The organism is Caballeronia sordidicola (assembly GCF_001544455.2).
In the GTDB taxonomy this organism is placed as follows: domain Bacteria; phylum Pseudomonadota; class Gammaproteobacteria; order Burkholderiales; family Burkholderiaceae; genus Caballeronia; species Caballeronia sordidicola.
This window is the reverse complement of the sequence record NZ_FCOC02000007.1, coordinates 83,632-98,623: the sequence shown is the minus strand read 5'-3', so window position 1 is coordinate 98,623 and position 14,992 is coordinate 83,632. Positions and strand designations below refer to the sequence as shown.

The following is a 14,992-nucleotide window of genomic DNA, read 5'->3' as shown; positions in this document are numbered from 1 at the left end:
GTCTCGCGCTTACGTGCTCGCGGAGAACCAGCGAGTGATGAGTACGCTTGAATCGCAGCGGGAGGCTTCGGCGGAAGCATTCGCCGGGTTATCCCGCCGCCAGGAAATCACCCCATCGCGATTGTTGTCGGGCGCCACGGTGGCGTTCGTGGCAGTCGCGGCCGGCGCCGTGTTCCAGACGGTCGCGGCGTATTCCGGTGTTTTTGACGCCTGCGTCGCGGCGTTCATTGTCGTGATCGGGCTTGGAAGCATGGCGCTCAGTGGCGAACGTCGCCGCCCCGTCGCATTCGAGATTGGGCAGGATGGCTTGACGACTTGGGACCGCAAGGGCCACGCGCAGTATCGGCAAATATCCGGTTGTGCCCATTGGAGCGATCGTCTGCTTGCCTTGGTCCTGGTTTCCGCCGATGGCCGGTCCGAGCCGCTTCTCGTCCCCGCCGATTCATTGGCCGGCGCAAGCGCGTTTCGCGAACTGGCCGTGCGCGCACGGCGCTGCGCCCAGGAACACCTGTAACGCTTGTAACCGCCAATGAGCGTTCGGCGCGCCCCGGTGGCGTAACGCTACAATAGCCCTCCGCGTAGCACCCCCAAAGTTAACGGATTTCCCAGGTGAGCGAAAAAGAAATCGATCAGTTACTGGTCGAACGCGTGCAGAAGGGCGATAAAGCAGCGTTCGAGCTTCTGGTCGCCAAATATCAGCGCAAGATTATCCGGCTTATCTCGCGGCTCGTCCGCGATCCCGCCGAGGTGGAGGACGTCGCGCAAGACGCCTTTATCAAGGCTTATCGCGCGTTGCCGCAATTTCGCGGAGAATCGGCGTTTTACACGTGGCTTTACCGGATTGCGGTGAACACGGCAAAGAACTATCTTGCCACTCAAAGCCGGCGTGCTCCAACTTCTACCGAAGCCGATGCAGAAGAAGCGGAAACTTTCTCCGACGCAGACCAACTAAGGGATATCAACACGCCTGAGTCGATGTTGATGAGCAAGCAGATCGCACAGACGGTCAATGCTGCGATGGCGGTTTTACCGGAAGAGCTGCGCACCGCCATAACTCTTCGTGAAATTGAAGGTCTGAGCTACGAAGAAATTGCCGAAATGATGGATTGCCCTATAGGGACCGTCAGATCGAGAATTTTTCGTGCTCGCGAAGCCATTGCGGCAAAATTGCGTCCATTGCTGGACACTCCCGAAGGCAAGCGCTGGTAGCAGCGAGGTTGCGCGGGGCAGGGATGCGGTATCTGGGTCAGGTAGTGTCACTACAGGTGCAGTCAAGATGGGGAGCATCATGGGGTCGGTTTCGGTGCAATCGCAAGCTGGGTCGCAAGGCGAGCGTCTTTCCGCTTTTGTCGACGGAGAATCGTTCGACGATTCAGGCGACATTAGCCAGTTTCTTTCCGGATTTACGCAGAAAGACCGCGCGGCGTGGTCGGACTATCACTTGATCGGCGATGCTCTGCGTTCCGACGATCTGGCGACAAGTCCCGCAGCCAGCAGCGCGTTCATGAACGCGTTTTCGGCGCGGTTCGAGGCTGAAGCGCATGTATTCGCGCCAGCGTCCATTCCGGCTGCGGCAGCCGAGCGCGTGCGCTCGGGCGTGTTCCGCCGGCGCGTCGTGCCGGCGTTCGCAGTCGCGGCTGCTGCGGCTACGCTCACGTGGATTGTCGTGCCCCAGTTGCAGGGTGTCGATTCCCACAGCGGCGTGCAAGTCGCAAGCGTGTCTTCATCGGATCATGTGCAGCGCGTCGCGATGGCTTCAATGCCGGCCGCCACGCTGCGCTCGCCGGTCGTTGAAGCGAACATCATTCGTGATGCGAGTCTCGACCAGTATCTGGAAGCGCATCAGCAATTCTCCCAACAGCCCGTCATGCCGGGCTCAACGCCTTTGATCCGCACTGCGGCTACGAGCCAAGGTCAATAACTGATGCAACTTGTGCGGTTGAAGAAAACGACTCATTGGGGGCGGCTGCCGGTTCTATTGCTCTGTGCAGTCGCGTTGTTATCCGCGGCATCTGGAGCTTCGGCGCAAGGCGGTTCCCCGCAAGGCGACGATTCAACTGCCTCGCGCAAGTCGGCTGCGGATCTGCTCAACCGGATTCACGAAGCCGCACAGCAGCAGAATTACGAAGGCACCTTCGTCTACCAGCGTGGAACAACGGTGCAATCGTCGCGGATAACCCATTCCGCAGCCCGCAGCGACGGCGAGTATGAGTCGTTGGAAAGTCTGGACGGCAAGCCGCGCAAGATGCTTCGCCATGACGACGACATGTATACGTTCGTGCCTGAACGTCATCTGCTGGTCGTCGAAAAACGTCAGAACAAGGATTCGTTCCCGTCGCTGCTGGCTACCGGTGGCGAGCAGGTCCTGTCTGTCTACGATCCGAAAATTCTCGGCACAGATCGCGTCGCGGGTATCGATAGTCAGGTTATCGAGCTTGATCCGAAAGACGCCTGGCGATTTGCTTACAAGTTCTGGGCCGATTCGAAGACCGGTCTCTTGTTGCGCGCGCAGACGCTCGGGCCTGACGGCCAGGTCCTCGAACAGCTTTCGTTTTCGCAAGTCAAGATCGGCGGCACGGTCGACCGGTCGGCAATCGCGAACGGCATCAAGAATATAAACGGGTGGACAGTTGTGCGGCCGCCGGTTCAACCAGTGGATATGGAAGCGCAAGGCTGGAAGATCACGCCCAATGTCCCTGGTTTTCGCGAGATTCGCGAGTTGCGCAGGCCAATGGCGTCGCGTGAGGAAGGGCAACCGCCCATCCCCGTCGATCAAGCTGTTTTTTCTGATGGCCTTGCGGCAATCTCTATATTTGTCGAGCCCGTAGAAAAGAATTCACGTAAGGAAGGCGCCGGCGACAGTGGCGCGACACACGTACTGGTCAAGCGTCGCGGGGATTTCTGGATTACCTTGCTAGGTGAAGTTCCCCAAGCTACGTTGCAGCAATTTGCTTCTGCCATAGAATACAAGCCTTCCAAGTAATTCCTCGGCCCATCAAGATATGAGCAACCTCTCGCTGCGCACCTTCCTTACGGCCGCGGCGCTTGCTGCATGCCTGCCGCTTGCGACCTTCGCGGCGACCGCATCCGCAGCGAGCGCCGCAACATCGGCAGTCGCACCGGCGGCTGCGCCGGTTGCATCGACTGGCGCGGTGCCCATAGTGAACCTGCCCGACTTCACTACGCTCGTGGACCGCGTCGGGCCGTCGGTGGTGAATATCCGCACGACCACGCGTGTGAGCAGCAGCAATGATTTGCGCGGCTTGCCGCCCGGCATGGATAACGGCGACATGTCGGAATTTTTCCGGCGATTTTTCGGCATTCCGATGCCCGGTACGCCGGGGTCTCCCGGTTCGCCGCGCGGCGGAAACGGTGGCGGCGGAGGCGATCAGGGCGGCGATAGCGGCGGCGGCAGTGGCCGCGGAAACCGCAGTGCGCCGCAGGACAGCCCCGACAATCAGGACAATTCCGAGCAGAGCAGCGGCGTGGGTTCCGGTTTCATCATGTCTGCCGATGGTTACGTGATGACCAACGCCCACGTGGTCGACGACGCCGACACCATCTACGTCACGCTCACCGACAAGCGCGAGTTCAAAGCCAAGCTGGTAGGCGTCGATGAACGTACGGACGTCGCCGTGGTGAAAATCCAGGCGACGAGCTTGCCCGCCATCACCATGGGCGACTCGAACAAGGTGCGCGTGGGCGAATGGGTGCTGGCAATCGGCTCGCCGTTCGGCCTCGATAACACCGTGACGGCGGGTATTGTCAGTGCAAAGGGGCGCGATACCGGCGATTACCTGCCTTTTATCCAGACGGACGTCGCGGTAAATCCAGGCAATTCCGGCGGACCGCTCATCAACATGGCCGGCGAAGTGATCGGCATCAATTCACAGATCTATAGCCGTACTGGCGGCTTCATGGGGATTTCGTTCGCCATTCCTATCGATGAAGCCATGCGCGTCGCGGATCAACTGAAGACCGGCGGCAAGGTGGTGCGTGGCCGTATCGCGGTGGCGATTGGCGAAGTGACCAAGGAAGTGGCCGACTCTCTCGGGCTCCCGAAGGCGCAAGGGGCGCTGGTGAGCAGCGTTGAAGCAGGCGGTCCCGCCGACAAGGCCGGCATCCAGCCGGGCGACATCATCCTGAAATACAACGGCCATGACGTGTCCACGGCGACCGACTTGCCGCGCATGGTCGGTGACACGAAGCCCGGTACGAAGGCCACGATCACCGTATGGCGCAAGGGCCAGTCGCGCGAATTGCCGATCACCATTGCGGAAATGCAGCCGGACAAGGTCACGAAAGCCGAGACCAAAAAGCCGTCGCCGCCCAAGGAACGCGCACCGAGCAATGCGCTCGGGATTGCCGTGAGCGACATTCCGGCTGACCAGAAGAAGTCGCTGAAGATCACGAACGGCGTGCAGGTGGATGCGGTGGAGGGTCCGGCGGCGCGTGCGGGCTTCCAGAAGGGCGACATCATCCTGCGTATTGGCGACACGGATATCACGAGCGCAAAGCAGTTCGACGCCGTCGCGCAAAACGTCGATCCAAGCAAGATGGTCGCCGTGCTCATACGCCGTGGCGACAACACGCAGTTCGTGCCGTTACGCCCGCGCGCGTCGGCGCAGAAGTAACGGAAGTAACGCGAAGTGGGGACGCTCGTGCTTTATGGGCGCGCGTGGTGCCATCTTTGCGAGGAAATGCGTGCCGAACTCGAGCCAATAGCGGCGGAGTTCGGCGTGCGGGTCGAATGGATCGATATAGACAGCGACCGGGCGCTCGAAGCGCTTTATGACGAGCTCGTGCCCGTTCTGGTGTTCGATGGCGCGCAACTGTGTCATTACCATCTGGACCGAGCGCGCGTGCGCAATGCGCTTCTTGGATCGTCCTCAAGTCCATGAACAATCGGACCTTTCCCGTAAAATCCGCCGTTGGCTGCCCTTTTCGGCTAAAATAGACGGGTTTTTCACCCCATTTTCAAGGCGTGCTCCGCGTTTGTCTGGGCGCGCCTTTTTGCTTGATCGGCACTGAATGAATCATATTCGTAACTTCTCGATCATTGCGCATATCGACCACGGCAAATCGACGCTGGCCGACCGCATCATCCACCTTTGCGGCGGCTTGTCCGACCGCGAGATGGACGCGCAGGTCCTCGACTCCATGGATCTCGAGCGCGAGCGCGGCATCACGATCAAGGCGCAAACCGCAGCGCTGACTTACAAGGCGCGCGACGGCCAGGTCTATAACCTGAATCTCATCGACACCCCCGGACACGTCGACTTTTCATACGAGGTCAGCCGCTCGCTCTCCGCATGCGAAGGCGCGTTGCTGGTCGTGGACGCGAGCCAGGGCGTGGAAGCGCAGACGGTCGCCAACTGCTACATGGCCATCGAACTCGGCGTGGAAGTCGTGCCGGTGCTCAACAAGATCGACTTGCCGGCGGCCGATCCCGACAACGCGATTGCGGAAATCGAAGACGTGATCGGTATCGATGCAACCGACGCAACGCATTGCAGCGCCAAAACCGGCCTCGGCGTGACGGACGTGCTCGAAGCGCTGATCGCCAAGGTGCCGCCGCCGAAGGGCGATCCGGACGCGCCGCTGCAGGCGCTGATCATCGACTCGTGGTTCGACAACTACGTCGGCGTGGTCATGCTCGTGCGCATCAAGAACGGCACGCTGCGCCCGAAAGACAAGATCAAGATGATGGCGTCCGGTGCGGTCTATCCGGTCGAGCATCTCGGCGTGTTCGCGCCGAAAGCCACCAACTTGGCGGCGCTGTCGGCGGGGCAGGTGGGTTTCATTATTGCGGGTATCAAGGAACTGCAGGCCGCCAAAGTGGGTGACACGGTCACCACGGTCGCACGTCCGGCCGACGCGCCGCTGCCCGGTTTCAAGGAAGTGAAGCCGCAGGTGTTCGCCGGTTTGTATCCGGTCGAGGCGAACCAGTACGACGCGCTGCGTGAATCGCTCGAAAAGCTCAAGCTCAACGACGCGTCGCTGCAGTACGAGCCGGAAGTGTCGCAGGCGCTCGGCTTCGGGTTCCGATGCGGCTTTCTCGGCCTTTTGCATATGGAGATCGTGCAGGAACGCCTTGAGCGCGAATTCGACATGGATCTCATCACCACGGCGCCGACCGTGGTGTACGAAGTCGTGAAACGCGACGGGGAACTGATTCAGGTGGAGAATCCGGCCAAGATGCCGGAGCCTTCGTACATTGAAGAAGTGCGCGAGCCTATTGTGACCGTGAACCTGTACATGCCGCAGGAATACGTCGGGTCGGTGATCACGCTGTGCACGAACAAGCGCGGGCAGCAGGTCAACATGCAGTATCACGGCCGTCAGGTGCAACTCACATACGAAATCCCGATGGCGGAAATCGTGCTCGATTTCTTCGATCGCCTGAAATCCACGTCGCGCGGTTATGCGTCCATGGATTACGAGTTCAAGGAATATCGTGCTTCCGACGTGGTGAAGGTCGACATGCTGATCAATGGCGACAAGGTCGACGCATTGTCGGTGATCACGCACCGGTCGCAGAGCCAGCATCGCGGACGCGAAGTGGCGTCGAAAATGCGCGAACTGATTCCGCGGCAGATGTATGACGTGGCGATCCAGGCGACCATTGGCGCGAATATCATTGCGCGTGAAAACATTAAAGCATTGCGTAAGAACGTTCTGGCAAAGTGCTACGGCGGCGATATCTCCCGAAAGAAAAAGCTTCTGGAAAAGCAGAAGGCCGGCAAGAAGCGCATGAAGCAGGTCGGTTCCGTCGAGATTCCGCAAGAAGCTTTCCTCGCGATTCTTCGCGTCGAAGATTAATAAAACAACCGGAAACGATTGATGAATTTTGCGTTGATTCTTTTGGTACTCGTCATTTTGACGGGGATCGCGTGGGTGTTCGATAAACTGGTATTCGAGCCGCAACGGCGGCGCGCGGCGGATGCAGCGGTAGCCGAATTCGACAAGCAGCAGGCACGCCTCGAACCGCGTTTCGCCGACGAACACGCGCCGCAAACGCGCGCTCGCCTGCGCGACGAGAAACTTCGCCAGCCATGGTATCTGGAATATTCGGCGAGTTTCTTTCCGGTCATTCTCGTGGTTTTCGTCGTGCGTTCGTTTGTAGTCGAGCCGTTCAAGATTCCGTCTGGATCAATGGTGCCGACGTTATTGGTGGGCGACTTTATTCTGGTCAATAAATTCGAATACGGTTTGCGCCTGCCCATCAGCAACACCAAGCTGACCAGCGGTACGCCGCTCAAGCGCGGTGACGTCGTGGTGTTCCGTTATCCGAAAGACGAATCGGTGGATTACATCAAGCGCGTGATTGGTCTTCCGGGCGATACCGTCGCGTATCAGGACAAGAAGCTGACCATCAACGGCAAGGCGGTTCCCGAAACTCCGTTGCCTGATTATTTCGATGACGAACGTATTGGTTATGCAAAGCAGTTTGAAGAAGATCTGGATGGCCGCAAGAATGCCATTCTGAACAACGCGCAAGTGCCGCCGTTTGTTATTGGCGCGGACGATTTTCCGAATCGCGACAATTGCAACTACAACGCGCAGGGCGTGATCTGCAAGGTGCCGCCCGGCAGCTATTTCATGATGGGCGACAATCGCGACAACAGTGCGGACAGCCGCTATTGGGGTTTTGTGCCCGATGCGAATATTGTCGGCCGCGCCTTCTTTATCTGGATGAACTTCAGCAGTTTGAAGCGCATTGGTTCATTCCATTGAAGCGCGTCAATCTTGTATAAATGGTTCGACTACTACGCCGCGGGAATACGCGGCGTATTCATTAATGAACGCGTTTGAACACGCTGCATGACACGCTACGTTGGCCGCTAGAAACAGCACGAAGAAACGCGGCTAACGTGTGCTTGCCGTATCGGTTTTATTTTCGATTTTCTGTTTTTCAGCCGGAATCGTCCGCTCCGGCGCCCGCGTTATACTCTGCCCATGCCCTCAACCCCGTTGGAAAGCCGGCTTCAGTACGAATTTCGCAATGCGGAATTGCTGCGCCAGGCGATGACCCATCGCAGTCACAGTGCCACGCACAATGAACGACTCGAATTTCTTGGAGATTCCGTTCTAAATTGCGTGGTGGCTGCGCTTTTGTTCCAACGATTCGCAAAACTCGACGAAGGCGATCTTTCTCGCGTTCGCGCGAATCTGGTCAAGCAGCAGTCGCTTTATGAGATTGCACAGGCGCTCAACGTCTCGGAGGCCTTGCGGCTGGGCGAAGGGGAACTGCGCAGCGGTGGCTTTCGCCGCCCATCCATCCTGGCCGATACGCTGGAAGCCATCTTCGGCGCGGTTTTCCTGGATGGCGGTTTCGACGCGGCGCTTCAGGTCATCAAACGGCTCTACACGCCGATTCTCGATCACATCGATCCACGCACCATCGGCAAGGACGCCAAGACGCTGCTGCAGGAATACCTGCAAGGCCACAAGATCGCGTTGCCGACTTATACCGTCGTCGCGACACACGGGGCTGCGCACAACCAGCAGTTCGAAGTGGAATGCACGGTGCCGAAGCTCGACGTGAAAGTATCCGGTTCGGGCGCAAGCCGCCGTGCAGCGGAACAGGCCGCGGCGAAGAAAGCGCTGGACGAGCTTGCTTCTGCAACACCTGCGCTCACGACGAAGCCGAAGCGCAAGGGCGCTCGCGCGGCGAAGCTTGCGGAACAGGAAGTCGTACCCGGCGTGACCGGTGTTCAGGCTGCGCTGGATCTCCGGGCGCCTGACCGGCGTGAGCGTGCGCGCGCGAGTGCGGCCAACGGCGCCAGCGGTACGCATAACGATTCCGAGCGCCCGGCCACCGCGCCGCTGGCTGTGATTCGTGCGTCGCATGTGGAGTCATCGGCGGGAACGGCCGCGGCGTTGGAGAAAGCCGAGCGCACGACGATCCATCGGGCGGAACGGGCCGACAAAAACGCCGATAAAACCGCCGATAAACAACCAGCTCCCACTCCACCACAGGCGGTGGATAATCCTGTGCATAACCCGGTGGAAAAAAGCGCCGAAAAGACTGCGGCAAAGCCGTCAAACAAGTCGGCAACGGAATCGCCGGTCATCGATAAATCCGCATCTCAGCGCGAAGAGGCTTCCGTCGTGGCTCAGAAGAGCGGCGTGGCCGAGGAAAGTGTTGAGGCGCACGCGGAAGCGAGCGTCGACGAAAACGTCGCACGCGCGGCCGACACAGGCCATTGACCGCGCTGAAGCTGAATCCGAAGCTAACGCGCCGGCCAATCGCATACTCCCGACGCCACGCGTCCCAACGAATCTGTAGCTGCAAACATCTATGAACGCTCCCACTCCCCCTGGTTTCCGCTGCGGCATGGTCGCGATCGTCGGCCGGCCGAACGTCGGCAAATCGACCTTGATGAACGCGCTCGTCGGACAGAAAGTCAGCATCACGTCGCGCAAGGCGCAGACCACGCGGCACCGGATCACCGGCATTCATACGCTCGAGGACGCACAATACATTTTCGTCGACACACCCGGCTTCCAGACCAAGCACAGCGGCGCGCTGAACCGCTCGCTGAACCGCGCGGTGACGTCCACGCTGACGGCGGTCGATGCCATTCTGTTCGTAATCGAAGCCGGCCGTTTTGGCCCTGACGACCAGAAGGTGCTCGACCTGATTCCGAACGACACGCCGTGCCTTTTGATTGCGAACAAGCTGGATCACGTCACCGACAAAGAGACGCTGTTCCCGTTCATGCAGAAAATGAGCGCGTTGCACGACTTCAAGGAAATCGTGCCGATGACCGCGAAGCATCCTGACGACATCGCGCGTCTGATGACAGTCGTGAAGCCGTATTTGCCGGAGGGTTCGCCCATCTATGGCGAAGACGATCTGACCGATCGCAGCGAGCGTTTTCTCGCCGCCGAAATTCTGCGTGAAAAAGTGTTCCGCTGGACAGGCGACGAATTGCCGTACACAAGCACGGTGATGATCGACAAATGGGAAACCGAAGGTCGGCTGCGCCGGATTTTCGCGACCATTCTCGTGGAACGCGATACCCACAAGGCGATGATCATTGGCCAGAAGGGCGCCAAGCTGAAGCAGATCAGCACCGAGGCGCGCCTCGACATGGAGAAGCTTTTCGACGGCCCCGTGTACCTCGAAACCTTCATCAAGGTGAAGAGCGGCTGGGCGGACAACGAAGCGGGACTGCGCGCCTATGGGTACGAATGACGCGTGGATGACCCAGTCTTCCAACGCCGACTCCGATCCGCTCGCTGACGATAACTTCAGCGTCGGCGAGTCTGCAACGCCCGCGCCAAAGAAGCGCGGGACGCGTGCTGCTTCGGCAAAAACGCCAGCCCAACCTGCTGCGCCAAAAGAACCCAAAGAACCCAGGCAAGCCAGACCACCCAAGCCGCCGCGCGCCGCGCCGCGCTCGGACTTTCGTATCGCGGAGCAGCCGTCGTTCGTGCTGCACAGCTATCCGTATCGGGAAACGAGCCTGGTTCTCGACGTGTTTTCCCGCGATCATGGCCGCGTGGCGCTCGTCGCCAAGGGCGCAAAACGGCCGCATTCCGCGTTGCGCGGCGTGCTGCAAACGTTCCAGCCGCTGGGTTTATCGTGGACCGGGAAGGGCGAAGTCCGTACCCTGACGCAAGCGGAATGGGTCGGCGGCATGTTGCCGCTTGCCGGCGACGCGTTGCTCTGCGGTTTTTACGTCAACGAACTGCTCGTCAAGTTCTGCGCGCGCGAGGACGCGCATCCGGCGCTGTTCAATCATTACGTGTTGACGTTGTCGCGTCTTGCGCACGGCGAGCCGGCGTTGCACGCGCTGCGATCGTTCGAGCGCGTGTTGTTGCGCGAAACCGGTTACGCAATGGCGCTCAACAAGACCATCACGCGCCAGCCAGTTGTGGCCGGGCAGAAATATGTGTTCGATCCGGAACGCGGCGTGCGCGAAGCGTCGGACGATGTCCCGTCGCAATGGCCCGTGATCGCGGGTCAGACGCTTCTCGATATGGAGAAGGACGAATACGGCCGCCCGCAGACGGCCGCGCAAAGCAAGACGCTGATGCGCTTTCTGCTGAACGTGTACCTTGGCGGGACGCCGCTCGCCACCCGTCAAATCCTGATCGACCTGCAAAATCTCTGAGCTGCCAAATCCATGAGCTTCTTTCTTTCGTCGCCCGCGAATGTGATCGATCTGGGCGTCAACATCGATCACGTCGCCACGCTGCGCAACGCGCGCGGCACGCACTATCCCGATCCTGTCCGCGCCGCGCTCCAGGCTGAAGAAGCGGGCGCTGACGCCATCACGCTGCATTTGCGGGAAGATCGCCGCCATATTCTCGATGCCGACGTGCACGCGCTGCGTCCGTTGCTCAAGACGCGGATGAACCTCGAATGCGCGGTCACGCAGGAGATGCTGGACATAGCGTGCGGCGTTCGTCCGCACGACGTGTGTCTCGTGCCGGAAAAGCGCCAGGAACTGACCACGGAAGGGGGGCTCGACGTCGCCGGCCAGTTCAACGCGGTGAAAGCCGCGTGCGAGCAATTGAGGCAAGCGGGCGCGCGAGTGTCGCTGTTTATCGACGCCGATGAAACCCAGATCCGCGCGGCGTATGAATCGGGCGCGCCGGTGATCGAACTGCATACGGGCTGCTACGCCGAAGCGCACGACGAAGCCACGCAGCAAAAGGAATTCGAGCGCGTGGCGCGCAGCGTCGATTTTGGCAACTCGCTTGGGCTGAAGGTGAATGCGGGGCATGGTTTGCACTACACGAACGTGCAGCCAATCGCGGCGCTCGAAGGCATTGTGGAGTTGAACATCGGTCATGCAATTGTTGCGCACGCGATCTTCGCCGGCTGGGATAACGCCGTGCGCGAAATGAAGGCGATCATGGTGGCGTCGCGCCTAGCCGCCACATCTTCGCGATAAACCCGCCATGGCGATCTATGGAATCGGTACGGATCTCGTTCAGGTAAGCCGCATCGCGGGCGTGATGGAGCGCACGAAAGGGCGCTTCGCCGAAAAGGTGCTCGGCGCGGACGAACTGCGCGTCTATCATGCCCGCAAGGCGCGCTCCGAAGTGCGCGGCCTCGCGTTTCTCGCCACGCGTTTCTCGGCCAAGGAAGCGTTTTCCAAGGCGATCGGCCTGGGCATGCACTGGCCAATGACCTGGCGCGCAGTCCAGACGCTCAACGAACCAAGCGGCAAGCCGATCGTGGTGGCATCGGGCGAACTCGCCGAATGGCTAGCAGCACGCGGCATTACGGCACAGGTCACGATCACCGATGAACGCGACTACGCGGTGTCATTCGTGATCGCGGAAACCAATACCTGAGCGCCCGAGCGCCAAGACTACTTAAACCCCTGACTTTGTCTCTTTCAATTTGAACTCTTTAAAACGCACTCCCGGCCCGGTCATGCTCGACGTGGCCGGCACCACGCTCTCCGACGCCGACATCCGCCGTATCGACCATCCGATGACTGGCGGCATCATCCTTTTCACGCGGCACTTTCAGGATCGCACGCAACTCGCCGCGCTGACCGACGCGATTCGCGCGGTGCGTGACGACATCCTGATTGCCGTGGATCACGAAGGCGGCCGTGTGCAGCGCTTTCGCACCGATGGCTTCACCGTCCTGCCGGCGCCGGGCAAGCTCGGCGCGCTCTGGGACCGTGACGTTCTGCTCGCGACGAAAACCGCGACCGCGTTCGGTTATGTGCTGGCGGCGGAGTTGCGGGCGTGCGGTATCGATATGAGTTTTACGCCCGTGCTCGACCTCGATTACGGGCATTCGAAGGTGATCGGCGACCGTGCGCTGCACAGCGATCCGCGGGTGGTGACCGTGCTCGCCAAGAGCCTGAACCACGGCCTCGCGCTCGCGGGCATGGCGAATTGCGGCAAGCATTTTCCGGGGCATGGATTTGCATCGGCGGATTCGCATGTCGCCATGCCGGTGGACGATCGCTCGCTCGAAGACATCCTCGCCGCCGATACCAAGCCGTACGACTGGCTGGGCATGTCGCTGGCTTCGGTGATTCCGGCGCACGTGATCTATCCGCAAGTCGATGAAAAACCCGCCGGTTTTTCGCGCGTGTGGTTGCAGGATATCTTGCGCGGCAAATTAGGCTTCAACGGCGCAATCTTCAGCGACGACCTTTCGATGGAAGCCGCGCGCGCCGGTGGCACGCTGACCGAAGCCGCGACCACAGCGCTGACGGCTGGATGCGACATGGTGCTGATCTGCAACCAGCCGGAAGAAGCTGAAAAGGTGCTGGACCGGCTGACATTCCAGCAGACGAAGGCATCGCAGACGCGGTTGAAGCGGATGCGGCCAAGAGGACACGCCTGGCGCTGGAACAAGCTGATGTCGCAAGTCGAATATCAGCAGGCGGTGGCGCTGGTGAAAAAGGCGTTGGGCTAAGACGTACATTGTTGATGTGCGAATGCAAAAGCCGGTGATTTCTGCGAAGAAACCACCGGCTTTTTTTCAAACGAATTAGTCCGGATCACTCCAGCTTCATGCGCTGCAGCTTGTTGTAAAGCGTCTTAGGGCTGATCCCAAGCAGCGTCGCGGCCCTATGCCGCGTGCCGCCAACTGCTTCGAGCGTTGCCCGGATCAGCATGTCCTCCACATCGGCGAGCGCGGTTCCCACCGTGACCTGAACGCTGGTGCCGTTCAGGCCGCGCCCACCTGCGCTCGTCTGTTCATCGGCGCGAAGGGTTTCGATCACATCGCCGGATGCGTGATACGCGCGCCGGACCCGCTCGCGCAGTTCGCGCACGTTGCCCGGCCATTCCGCCGCAAGGCATTCACGGATGAAATCCGGACTCACGCGCTTGGGCGCGCCGCTTGTAATGCCGCTCACGTGATTTTCGCGATTGAGCTCGTAGACAAAATGCTCCGCGAGCAGCGCTATATCGTCGCCACGATCGCGCAAGGGCGGCATCGCAATCGACGACGCATTCAAACGCTGGAACAGATCCTCGCGGAGCTTGCCCTCGGCGACGGCGTCTTTCGGCGACATTCTGGTCGACGCCAGCAGCCGGAAATCCGTGACGATCTTGTTACTGCCGCCAACGCGCATGAACGTCTGCGAATCGAGCGCACGCAACAGCGCTTCCTGCTGGGCGATTGGCAATGCATCGAGTTGATCGAGGAACAAGGTGCCGCCGCCAGCCTGTTCGAGCAAACCCGGTTCGCGGTTTTCCGCACCGGCGAACGCGCCGCGCTCGTGGCCGAACATCAGGCTTTCCATCGAACGCGCGCCCATGTCGCTGGACGCGGCGCAATCGAACGAAACGAACGGACCTTTGCGCCGCCGGCTCATGTCGTGCAGCGTGCGGGCCGCGACCTTCTTGCCAGTGCCCGCTTCGCCGCAGATCAGCACGGCGGCTTCCGTTGGCGCGGTATGTTCGATCAGGTCGTAGACATGTTGGATAGCGGGGCTGCGTCCGAGCATGCTGCCGAAGTGGCCGAGTTCGCGCAGCGTGCTGCGCAGTGCGCCGACTTCTTCGGTGAGTTCGTACGGACGCGGAATGCGCGCGAGCAAGCTGCGCAGGCGTGGAATATTCACCGGCTTGAGCAGGTAATCCCAGATGCCTTGCCGCAAGCCTTCAATAGCGCTTTCCACGGTTGCATTGCCCGTCATCACGATGACCGGCAATGCGCCGCCGGGCGGTTGTGCAGGCAGATTGTGCAGCAGGTCGAGGCCACTGCCGTCAGGCAGATTCAAGTCGACGAGCACGACATCCGGGATGAAGCGCGTCAGGGCGGAGCGCGCCTCGGCGAGCGTGGTCGCGGTATCGACGGAAAAACCATCGGCCGCGAGAATGGCGGACAAGCCGGAAAGGCTGTTCGGATCGTCTTCGACAATCAAAGCGTGTGGCATGGCGGACACGGCGTGTTAAATGGGTCTGAATGACGTTCGTGGCCAATCACCCCGATGGCGATCCCCGGCAAACGTCTCGATACCTGGCGGTGGCGGCGCCGGACGTTCGCGCTTCGAAC

Annotated in this window: 15 protein-coding genes; 14 read left to right on the top strand and 1 reads right to left on the bottom strand. The window is 60.3% G+C overall.

The window, feature by feature from the left end; all coding sequences use genetic code 11:
* Positions 1 to 37: 37 nt before the first annotated feature.
* The 14 genes from AWB64_RS13955 (at position 38) to nagZ (ending at position 13,405) form a co-directional block, all read left to right on the top strand.
* Positions 38 to 514: a hypothetical protein gene (locus tag AWB64_RS13955; protein WP_060856021.1), complete on the top strand. Its 477-nt coding sequence runs from the start codon at positions 38 to 40 to the stop codon at positions 512 to 514.
* 95 nt (positions 515 to 609) lie between these two features.
* Complete coding sequence (rpoE, locus tag AWB64_RS13950; protein WP_060856020.1) at positions 610 to 1,209, top strand: RNA polymerase sigma factor RpoE; 600 nt, start codon at positions 610 to 612, stop codon at positions 1,207 to 1,209.
* A 79-nt stretch (positions 1,210 to 1,288) separates the two neighbouring features.
* The gene (locus AWB64_RS13945) at positions 1,289 to 1,921 is read left to right on the top strand and encodes a sigma-E factor negative regulatory protein (RefSeq protein WP_060856019.1); all 633 of its coding nucleotides are present in this window, start codon (positions 1,289 to 1,291) and stop codon (positions 1,919 to 1,921) included.
* 3 nt (positions 1,922 to 1,924) lie between these two features.
* The gene (locus AWB64_RS13940) at positions 1,925 to 2,983 is read left to right on the top strand and encodes a MucB/RseB family sigma factor regulatory protein (protein ID WP_060856018.1); all 1,059 of its coding nucleotides are present in this window, start codon (positions 1,925 to 1,927) and stop codon (positions 2,981 to 2,983) included.
* A gap of 19 nt (positions 2,984 to 3,002) precedes the next feature.
* Positions 3,003 to 4,634, top strand: a complete 1,632-nt coding sequence (locus AWB64_RS13935; RefSeq protein WP_060856017.1) for a DegQ family serine endoprotease — start codon at positions 3,003 to 3,005, stop codon at positions 4,632 to 4,634.
* A 15-nt stretch (positions 4,635 to 4,649) separates the two neighbouring features.
* Complete coding sequence (locus AWB64_RS13930; protein ID WP_075643285.1) at positions 4,650 to 4,901, top strand: glutaredoxin family protein; 252 nt, start codon at positions 4,650 to 4,652, stop codon at positions 4,899 to 4,901.
* Between the two features lie 130 nt (positions 4,902 to 5,031).
* Entirely contained in the window at positions 5,032 to 6,822 is a 1,791-nt protein-coding gene (gene lepA, locus AWB64_RS13925; protein ID WP_060856016.1) for a translation elongation factor 4, read from the top strand.
* Positions 6,823 to 6,843: 21 nt separating this feature from the next.
* Positions 6,844 to 7,737 (top strand): signal peptidase I, encoded by an 894-nt coding sequence (gene lepB, locus AWB64_RS13920; RefSeq protein ID WP_060856015.1) that lies wholly within the window; start codon positions 6,844 to 6,846, stop codon positions 7,735 to 7,737.
* A gap of 222 nt (positions 7,738 to 7,959) precedes the next feature.
* Positions 7,960 to 9,213 (top strand): ribonuclease III, encoded by a 1,254-nt coding sequence (gene rnc / locus AWB64_RS13915; protein WP_060856014.1) that lies wholly within the window; start codon positions 7,960 to 7,962, stop codon positions 9,211 to 9,213.
* A gap of 91 nt (positions 9,214 to 9,304) precedes the next feature.
* Positions 9,305 to 10,204: a GTPase Era gene (era, locus tag AWB64_RS13910; RefSeq protein WP_060856013.1), complete on the top strand. Its 900-nt coding sequence runs from the start codon at positions 9,305 to 9,307 to the stop codon at positions 10,202 to 10,204.
* Positions 10,191 to 11,126, top strand: coding sequence for a DNA repair protein RecO (gene recO, locus AWB64_RS13905; RefSeq protein WP_060856012.1), 936 nt, complete (start codon positions 10,191 to 10,193; stop codon positions 11,124 to 11,126). The genes era and recO overlap by 14 nt, the downstream gene beginning before the upstream one ends.
* A gap of 12 nt (positions 11,127 to 11,138) precedes the next feature.
* Positions 11,139 to 11,912: a pyridoxine 5'-phosphate synthase gene (gene pdxJ, locus AWB64_RS13900; protein ID WP_060856011.1), complete on the top strand. Its 774-nt coding sequence runs from the start codon at positions 11,139 to 11,141 to the stop codon at positions 11,910 to 11,912.
* A gap of 7 nt (positions 11,913 to 11,919) precedes the next feature.
* Positions 11,920 to 12,318: a holo-ACP synthase gene (gene acpS / locus AWB64_RS13895; protein ID WP_060856010.1), complete on the top strand. Its 399-nt coding sequence runs from the start codon at positions 11,920 to 11,922 to the stop codon at positions 12,316 to 12,318.
* An 82-nt stretch (positions 12,319 to 12,400) separates the two neighbouring features.
* Positions 12,401 to 13,405: a beta-N-acetylhexosaminidase gene (gene nagZ / locus AWB64_RS13890; protein ID WP_060856009.1), complete on the top strand. Its 1,005-nt coding sequence runs from the start codon at positions 12,401 to 12,403 to the stop codon at positions 13,403 to 13,405.
* A gap of 85 nt (positions 13,406 to 13,490) precedes the next feature.
* On the opposite strand, the gene AWB64_RS13885 is transcribed toward nagZ, so the two are convergent.
* Entirely contained in the window at positions 13,491 to 14,873 is a 1,383-nt protein-coding gene (locus tag AWB64_RS13885; protein WP_060856150.1) for a sigma-54-dependent transcriptional regulator, read from the bottom strand.
* Between the last annotated feature and the right edge of the window lie 119 nt (positions 14,874 to 14,992).

Coding starts and splice junctions, on each gene's coding strand:
- AWB64_RS13955 (WP_060856021.1), top strand. CDS start 38: ATGAGTACGCTTGAATCGCAGCGGGAGGCTTCGGCGGAAGCATTCGCC.
- recO (WP_060856012.1), top strand. CDS start 10,191: ATGGGTACGAATGACGCGTGGATGACCCAGTCTTCCAACGCCGACTCC.
- AWB64_RS13940 (WP_060856018.1), top strand. CDS start 1,925: ATGCAACTTGTGCGGTTGAAGAAAACGACTCATTGGGGGCGGCTGCCG.
- lepA (WP_060856016.1), top strand. CDS start 5,032: ATGAATCATATTCGTAACTTCTCGATCATTGCGCATATCGACCACGGC.
- AWB64_RS13885 (WP_060856150.1), bottom strand. CDS start 14,873: ATGCCACACGCTTTGATTGTCGAAGACGATCCGAACAGCCTTTCCGGC.
- AWB64_RS13935 (WP_060856017.1), top strand. CDS start 3,003: ATGAGCAACCTCTCGCTGCGCACCTTCCTTACGGCCGCGGCGCTTGCT.
- nagZ (WP_060856009.1), top strand. CDS start 12,401: ATGCTCGACGTGGCCGGCACCACGCTCTCCGACGCCGACATCCGCCGT.
- AWB64_RS13945 (WP_060856019.1), top strand. CDS start 1,289: ATGGGGTCGGTTTCGGTGCAATCGCAAGCTGGGTCGCAAGGCGAGCGT.
- rnc (WP_060856014.1), top strand. CDS start 7,960: ATGCCCTCAACCCCGTTGGAAAGCCGGCTTCAGTACGAATTTCGCAAT.
- lepB (WP_060856015.1), top strand. CDS start 6,844: ATGAATTTTGCGTTGATTCTTTTGGTACTCGTCATTTTGACGGGGATC.
- acpS (WP_060856010.1), top strand. CDS start 11,920: ATGGCGATCTATGGAATCGGTACGGATCTCGTTCAGGTAAGCCGCATC.
- era (WP_060856013.1), top strand. CDS start 9,305: ATGAACGCTCCCACTCCCCCTGGTTTCCGCTGCGGCATGGTCGCGATC.
- pdxJ (WP_060856011.1), top strand. CDS start 11,139: ATGAGCTTCTTTCTTTCGTCGCCCGCGAATGTGATCGATCTGGGCGTC.